Source organism: Marinobacter sp. JSM 1782161 (assembly GCF_011421605.1).
GTDB classification, from domain to species: Bacteria; Pseudomonadota; Gammaproteobacteria; order Pseudomonadales; family Oleiphilaceae; genus Marinobacter_A; species Marinobacter_A bohaiensis.
In genome coordinates this window covers 1-5806 of record NZ_WSSA01000008.1, presented here as the reverse complement: position 1 = coordinate 5806, position 5806 = coordinate 1, and the positions used below count along the sequence as shown (strand labels likewise).

2 tRNA genes and 3 rRNA genes are annotated in these 5806 nt (G+C 54.4%); all 5 read right to left on the bottom strand.

Annotation, left to right across the window (positions count from 1 at the left end):
- Positions 1-6: 6 nt before the first annotated feature.
- The 5 genes from rrf to GQB00_RS21680 all read right to left on the bottom strand — a co-directional run bounded on the left by rrf (position 7) and on the right by GQB00_RS21680 (position 5485).
- Positions 7-121: ribosomal RNA gene (rrf, locus tag GQB00_RS21700) — 5S ribosomal RNA — on the bottom strand.
- Between the two features lie 77 nt (positions 122-198).
- A 23S ribosomal RNA gene (locus GQB00_RS21695) occupies positions 199-3091 on the bottom strand.
- A gap of 324 nt (positions 3092-3415) precedes the next feature.
- Positions 3416-3491 (bottom strand) — tRNA-Ala (locus tag GQB00_RS21690).
- A 125-nt stretch (positions 3492-3616) separates the two neighbouring features.
- Positions 3617-3693: transfer RNA gene (locus tag GQB00_RS21685), tRNA-Ile, on the bottom strand.
- A 251-nt stretch (positions 3694-3944) separates the two neighbouring features.
- Positions 3945-5485 (bottom strand): 16S ribosomal RNA (locus GQB00_RS21680).
- The 16S, 23S and 5S rRNA genes sit together here with 2 tRNA genes alongside, the layout of an rRNA operon.
- Positions 5486-5806: the final 321 nt, after the last annotated feature.

Sequence of the window (5806 nt, the reverse complement as noted above, 5' to 3'; positions counted from 1 at the left end):
TTAGGAGCCTGACGATGACCTACTCTCGCATGGGCCATGCCACACTACCATCGGCGCAGGTCCGTTTCACTTCTGAGTTCGGGATGGGATCAGGTGGTTCCGGACCGCTATGGTCGTCAGGCAAAAAGGTTGATCACTGGGAAGGGACAAGATTGCGTAGCGATTTCCTGCGTTATCCGCAGTTGGCTTGGGTGTTATATAGTCAAGCCGCACGAGCAATTAGTATCGGTTAGCTCAACGCCTCGCAGCGCTTCCACACCCGACCTATCAACGTCCTGGTCTTGAACGGCTCTTCAGGGCCCTCGAGGGGCCAGGGAGATCTCATCTTGGAAGGGGCTTCCCGCTTAGATGCCTTCAGCGGTTATCCTGTCCGAACTTAGCTACCGGGCAATGCGACTGGCGTCACAACCCGAACACCAGAGGTTCGTCCACTCCGGTCCTCTCGTACTAGGAGCAGCTTTCCTCAAATCTCCAACGTCCACGGCAGATAGGGACCGAACTGTCTCACGACGTTCTAAACCCAGCTCGCGTACCACTTTAAATGGCGAACAGCCATACCCTTGGGACCGGCTTCAGCCCCAGGATGTGATGAGCCGACATCGAGGTGCCAAACACCGCCGTCGATGTGAACTCTTGGGCGGTATCAGCCTGTTATCCCCGGAGTACCTTTTATCCGTTGAGCGATGGCCCTTCCATACAGAACCACCGGATCACTATGACCTGCTTTCGCACCTGCTCGACGTGTCTGTCTCGCAGTTAAGCGGGCTTGTGCCATTACACTAACCGCATGATGTCCGACCATGCTTAGCCCACCTTTGTGCTCCTCCGTTACTCTTTGGGAGGAGACCGCCCCAGTCAAACTACCCACCACACAGTGTCCTTATCCCCGATAAGGGGACCGAGTTAGAACCTCAAACATGCCAGGCTGGTATTTCAAGGTTGGCTCCATGCAGACTGGCGTCCACACTTCAAAGCCTCCCAGCTATCCTACACAAGCATGCTCAAAGTTCACTGTGAAGCTATAGTAAAGGTTCACGGGGTCTTTCCGTCTAGCCGCGGATACACCGCATCTTCACGGCGATTTCAATTTCACTGAGTCTCGGGTAGAGACAGCGCCCCCATCGTTACGCCATTCGTGCAGGTCGGAACTTACCCGACAAGGAATTTCGCTACCTTAGGACCGTTATAGTTACGGCCGCCGTTTACCGGGGCTTCGATCAAGAGCTTCGTCCGAGGACTAACCCCATCAATTAACCTTCCGGCACCGGGCAGGCGTCACACCCTATACGTCCACTTTCGTGTTTGCAGAGTGCTGTGTTTTTAATAAACAGTCGCAGGGGCCTGGTATCTTCGACTGGTCTGGGCTCCACCCGCAGGGGCTTCACCTACTACCAGCGTGCCTTCTCCCGAAGTTACGGCACCATTTTGCCTAGTTCCTTTACCCGAGTTCTCTCAAGCGCCTTGGTATTCTCTACCTGACCACCTGTGTCGGTTTGGGGTACGGTCTCTCGTGACCTGAAGCTTAGAAGATTTTCCTGGAAGCAGGGCATCAATGACTTCGCGCTGCAAGCAGCACTCGTCGTCGCGTCTCGGCATTAAGGACCCGGATTTGCCTAAGTCCTCTGCCTACATGCTTAAACCGGGACAACCGTCGCCCGGCTCACCTAGCCTTCTCCGTCTCTCCATCGCAGTCACGCGAGGTACGGGAATATTAACCCGTTTCCCATCGACTACACCTTTCGGTCTCGCCTTAGGGGCCGACTCACCCTGCGCCGATTAGCGTTGCGCAGGAACCCTTGGTCTTCCGGCGTGCGGGTTTTTCACCCGCATTATCGTTACTCATGTCAGCATTCGCACTTCTGATACCTCCAGCAAGCCTCTCGACTCACCTTCACAGGCTTACAGAACGCTCCCCTACCCCGTGCACTTGCGTGCACAGCCGCAGCTTCGGTAACCAGTTTGAGCCCCGTTACATCTTCCGCGCAGGCCGACTCGACTAGTGAGCTATTACGCTTTCATTAAAGGGTGGCTGCTTCTAAGCCAACCTCCTAGCTGTCTTCGCCTTCCCACATCGTTTCCCACTTAACTGGTATTTGGGGACCTTAGCTGGCGGTCTGGGTTGTTTCCCTTTTCACGACGGACGTTAGCACCCGCCGTGTGTCTCCCGGATAGTACTCACTGGTATTCGGAGTTTGCATCGGTTTGGTAAGTCGGGATGACCCCCTAGCCGAAACAGTGCTCTACCCCCAGTGGTATTCGTCCGAGGCGCTACCTAAATAGCTTTCGGGGAGAACCAGCTATCTCCGGGCTTGATTAGCCTTTCACTCCGATCCACAAGTCATCCCCTGGCTTTTCAACGACAGTGGGTTCGGTCCTCCAGTGCGTGTTACCGCACCTTCAACCTGCTCATGGATAGATCGCCCGGTTTCGGGTCTATGTCCAGCGACTAAGTCGCCCTATTCAGACTCGGTTTCCCTACGGCTCCCCTAGATGGTTAACCTCGCCACTGAACATAAGTCGCTGACCCATTATACAAAAGGTACGCCGTCACACCCGAAGGTGCTCCGACTGCTTGTACGCATACGGTTTCAGGATCTATTTCACTCCCCTCACAGGGGTTCTTTTCGCCTTTCCCTCACGGTACTGGTTCACTATCGGTCAGTCAGGAGTATTTAGCCTTGGAGGATGGTCCCCCCATGTTCAGACAGGATTACACGTGACCCGTCCTACTCGATTTCACTGAACTCAGGTTTCGGATACGGGGCTATCACCCACTATGGCGGCACTTTCCAGAGCCTTCTCCTACCAGTTGTTCAGCTTAAGGGCTGGTCCCCGTTCGCTCGCCGCTACTGAGGGAATCTCGGTTGATTTCTTTTCCTCGGGGTACTTAGATGTTTCAGTTCCCCCGGTTCGCCTCCAATCCCTATGGATTCAGGATTGGATACCTGGCCGAAACCAGGTGGGTTTCCCCATTCAGAGATCTCCGGATCAAAGGTTGTTTGCCACCTCCCCGAAGCTTTTCGCAGGCTTCCACGTCTTTCATCGCCTCTGACTGCCAAGGCATCCACCGTATGCGCTTAGTTGCTTGACTATATAACCCCAAACCAACTGTTTAACCGCCCTGTTGGCCGAAGCCTCCAGGTTGGAGCCACAGTGTCAGCAGCCTTTTGTCCTGCTGACGCTTGATTCAAGATTAAGCAACCCAACGATTAACACCGGATAACGCTTGAAATCGCTATCAGTGGATCATTCGTTTCGGAGATAAAGAAACGAACAATCCGTGTTGCAATCTTGTCCACATTGTTAAAGAGCATGTCTGACCCAGTGATCAGAAAGAAGGATTTCGGGATCAATCTGTCATCAATCCGAAACGCTTGTTTCTGCACACTGACCGTAGCCAGGGTATTCGTAAAGTTGGTGGAGCCAGGCAGGATCGAACTGCCGACCTCCTGCGTGCAAGGCAGGCGCTCTCCCAGCTGAGCTATGGCCCCATTCTAAGCCTCACCTTCAAACCCGATTATGGCTATCAGGCTTTAGAATTGGGCAGATCGAGGCGTGTTCGGGCGCCGCATAGCCTGCTATGCAAGTCCGGACACAACGATGAGCTGCGCAATTCTGGTGGGTCTGGGTGGACTTGAACCACCGACCTCACCCTTATCAGGGGTGCGCTCTAACCACCTGAGCTACAGACCCATTACCGCTTGATCTTGCTCGACCTGACCGCGTTGCGATCCTCGCTCAGTTGGTCACGTACTTCCGTACGCTCCCGCCTTCACTCAGCTCGCGCCTTGTCAGCTCAAGCAATCTCGGCGCGCTAATCCTGCCACCCTCTTTTCTTCCGAAAAGACAGCCGCAGTCTTACGGGCCTGCTTTAGACCCTTATGCTCTCTCTTCCGCTGACCAAGTAATTCGTGTGGGCTCTGACCGAAGCGTTCGGCTTCGTTTAAGGAGGTGATCCAGCCGCAGGTTCCCCTACGGCTACCTTGTTACGACTTCACCCCAGTCATGAACCACACCGTGGTGATCGTCCTCCCGAAGGTTAGACTAACCACTTCTGGTGCAATCCACTCCCATGGTGTGACGGGCGGTGTGTACAAGGCCCGGGAACGTATTCACCGCGACATTCTGATTCGCGATTACTAGCGATTCCGACTTCACGCAGTCGAGTTGCAGACTGCGATCCGGACTACGACGCGTTTTAAGAGATTGGCTCCCCCTCGCGGGTTCGCGGCCCTCTGTGCGCGCCATTGTAGCACGTGTGTAGCCCTGGCCGTAAGGGCCATGATGACCTGACGTCATCCCCACCTTCCTCCGGTTTGTCACCGGCAGTCTCCCTAGAGTTCCCACCATAATGTGCTGGCAACTAGGGATAGGGGTTGCGCTCGTTACGGGACTTAACCCAACATCTCACGACACGAGCTGACGACGGCCATGCAGCACCTGTGTTTGGGTTCCCGAAGGCACCAATCCATCTCTGGAAAGTTCCCAACATGTCAAGGCCAGGTAAGGTTCTTCGCGTTGCGTCGAATTAAACCACATGCTCCACCGCTTGTGCGGGCCCCCGTCAATTCATTTGAGTTTTAACCTTGCGGCCGTACTCCCCAGGCGGTCGACTTAGTGCGTTAACTGCGCCACTAAAGATTCAAGATCTCCAACGGCTAGTCGACATCGTTTACGGCGTGGACTACCAGGGTATCTAATCCTGTTTGCTCCCCACGCTTTCGCACCTCAGCGTCAGTATTGGTCCAGGTAGCCGCCTTCGCCACTGGTGTTCCTTCCTATATCTACGCATTTCACCGCTACACAGGAAATTCCACTACCCTCTACCATACTCTAGCCAGACAGTTCGAAGTGCCGTTCCCAGGTTGAGCCCGGGGCTTTCACACCTCGCTTATCTAACCGCCTACGCGCGCTTTACGCCCAGTAATTCCGATTAACGCTTGCACCCTCCGTATTACCGCGGCTGCTGGCACGGAGTTAGCCGGTGCTTCTTCTGCAGGTGACGTCAACACTCAAGGGTATTAACCTTAAGCTTTTCCTCCCTGCTGAAAGTGCTTTACAACCCGAAAGCCTTCTTCACACACGCGGCATGGCTGGATCAGGGTTGCCCCCATTGTCCAATATTCCCCACTGCTGCCTCCCGTAGGAGTTCGGGCCGTGTCTCAGTCCCGATGTGGCTGATCATCCTCTCAGACCAGCTACGGATCGTTGCCTTGGTAGGCCATTACCCCACCAACAAGCTAATCCGACATAGGCACATCCAATAGCGCAAGGTCCGAAGAGCCCCTGCTTTCTCCCGAAGGACGTATGCGGTATTAATCCGGGTTTCCCCGGGCTATCCCCCACTACTGGGCAGTTTCCTATGCATTACTCACCCGTCCGCCGCTCGTCAGCATCCAGCAAGCTGGATCTGTTACCGCTCGACTTGCATGTGTTAGGCCTGCCGCCAGCGTTCAATCTGAGCCATGATCAAACTCTTCAGTTTAAATCAAGCAGCTACCGAAGTAGCTAATATCTGCTCAAGACAACACTCAAAATCACCCTCTCCCGAAGGAGAGTTTGACAGGTCGCTGCCTCGATATTTCTTGCCGAAATACCTCAGTCAGCGCCCACACGAATTACTTGGTCAACTTTTTAAAGAGCTGGGCCTTCGCCCTGTTGAGGCCGCGTATTCTACCGCGCTTCTCAACCTTGTCAACCGTTATTTTTCAGCGTTTTCGATGCTTCCGAAACCGCCGAATCGTTGCCGGCTGACCCGTTCAAGGTGGCGCGCATTTTACGCTGTTTCGCCACCCTGTCAACCGTT